The organism is Deltaproteobacteria bacterium (assembly GCA_009930495.1).
Taxonomy (GTDB): Bacteria; Desulfobacterota; Desulfovibrionia; order Desulfovibrionales; family Desulfomicrobiaceae; genus Desulfomicrobium.
In genome coordinates, this window is sequence record RZYB01000370.1 from 1 (window position 1) to 1,561 (window position 1,561).

Consider the following 1,561-nt stretch of genomic DNA (forward strand, 5'->3'; position numbering starts at 1 on the left):
CTCGTGAAATTGCCTTTTCGGACGACGAGGTCAATGTGGCGCAAGGCCGGATCGTCGTCCTTGAGTCTTGGACGGGTCGCGCCTACACGCTCCATTCCCGCCAGTGTCGGAACCCCGAAGTGTCGGCGACGCCCCGGGCGTATGCCTCGTGCCAGCCCGTGGGAACGGGCAAATCGCGGTACAGTTCGGCGCGCCACGCTTCCAGCAGGCACGGGGCGCGCCCCATGAATTCGGCCGCGCACAGCACGCGGTGTTCCGTCATCTTCCGGAGCGAGCGCAGCCAGTTCAGGCCTTCCGGACACCGCAGCAGATGGTGATCCAGAATGAGCACGGGAGTCCGTCGGGCCAGGCGCACGGCGTTGTCGCGCGCCTGTCGCAGCAATGCCGGCGCGAGGCGTTTGAGATACAGGGGTGGCCCGGAAACCAACACCATGTCCGGCCGCCAATCAAGCAGGGCGTCCACGGTCGCGCTATCGAGTAGCTGGATGTCCGAGGCGTGGACAAAGGTCGTGCCCTGGTCGGCGATCCGCGTCATCATCACCGAGCCCTGATTGCCGCCGGCCAGACCGTGGGGCACGGGCGCGGAAAAGGTCATGTCGCCATCGGTTTTGTTTCCGGCATCGGCGATACTTTGGCCAAGGGCCTGTTCCAGATCGGCGCGTCGCCGGGGCATGGCGCCGGACACCTCGGTCGTTCCGGGGCAAAAAATCCGGGCCCGGCGCATGGCGTCCACGGCCAGGTCGAGGCGCATCTGATACGGGTTGGCTTCCAGCAGGGGCACGTGATCGCCATGAAAATGGCTCATGACCACATCCGTGGCTGTTTTCAGCGCGGCCAACATTTTTGCCCGGATCATGGCGCCCATGAGCACCTGAAACGGGTGGGGCGGCAGACCATGGCGCACAAAACCCAGGGCAATGCCGGGATCGATAAAAATACGGCGATCCCTGGTCTCCACCAGGCAGGAGAGTCCGCGCACGCCCAGGGATTCGGCACCAAAAAGGGTTATTTTCATCGTGGAGTGGCTCCTTGACCACGACAGGATCATGCCGTGGTGAGCCGTTTCGTCAACCCCCGGCCGCGTCCAGCCTGTTTTTCAAGAAACGGTCCGTGAGGCGGGGCTCACAGCCAGCCGTTGTGGATCAGCTCCAGCACGTCGTAGGTGCGCGGTTCAAGATTTCTGGCGCGGACGGCGTCCACGATTGCGGCCAGACCAGCCGCATACGGCGCCTGTCCCAGAACCTTGGTTTCCAAGGCAAGCTCGACCGTGCCGTCCGTGATGGTGATGCGGTGGTAGGCGTGCCGGGCATGGTGGCGCGCGGGAATGCCGAGCTGTTCCTGCGCCAGCGGGTCGCGCACGGACACGATTTCTTCCGTGGGCACGTTCAGCGCGCGGGCCAGACTGATCGCCGTGCCCGGCGCGGATTTCTTGCTCGCCTGATGCGACTCCAGCACGCGGATGTCATACCCTGCAAACAAATGGCCCTGCGCGTGCAGCATGGCCATGAACTTGAGCATCAGCATGTTCGTGTTCGCGCAGACGACCACGGGAAACGATGGC

At 64.1% G+C, this 1,561-nt stretch carries 2 protein-coding genes; both read right to left on the bottom strand.

The annotated features are described in order from the left end of the window. Positions 1-82 precede the first annotated feature (82 nt). Positions 83-1,015 (bottom strand): hypothetical protein, encoded by a 933-nt coding sequence (locus tag EOL86_14770; protein NCD26832.1) that lies wholly within the window; start codon positions 1,013-1,015, stop codon positions 83-85. A gap of 107 nt (positions 1,016-1,122) precedes the next feature. Beyond that, a partial coding sequence (locus EOL86_14775; protein NCD26833.1) for a dihydrodipicolinate reductase occupies positions 1,123-1,561 on the bottom strand: 439 nt, incomplete at its 5' end.

Excerpts from the sequence above, each read along its gene's own strand:
- EOL86_14770 (NCD26832.1), bottom strand. The coding sequence starts at position 1,015 with ATGAAAATAACCCTTTTTGGTGCCGAATCCCTGGGCGTGCGCGGACTC.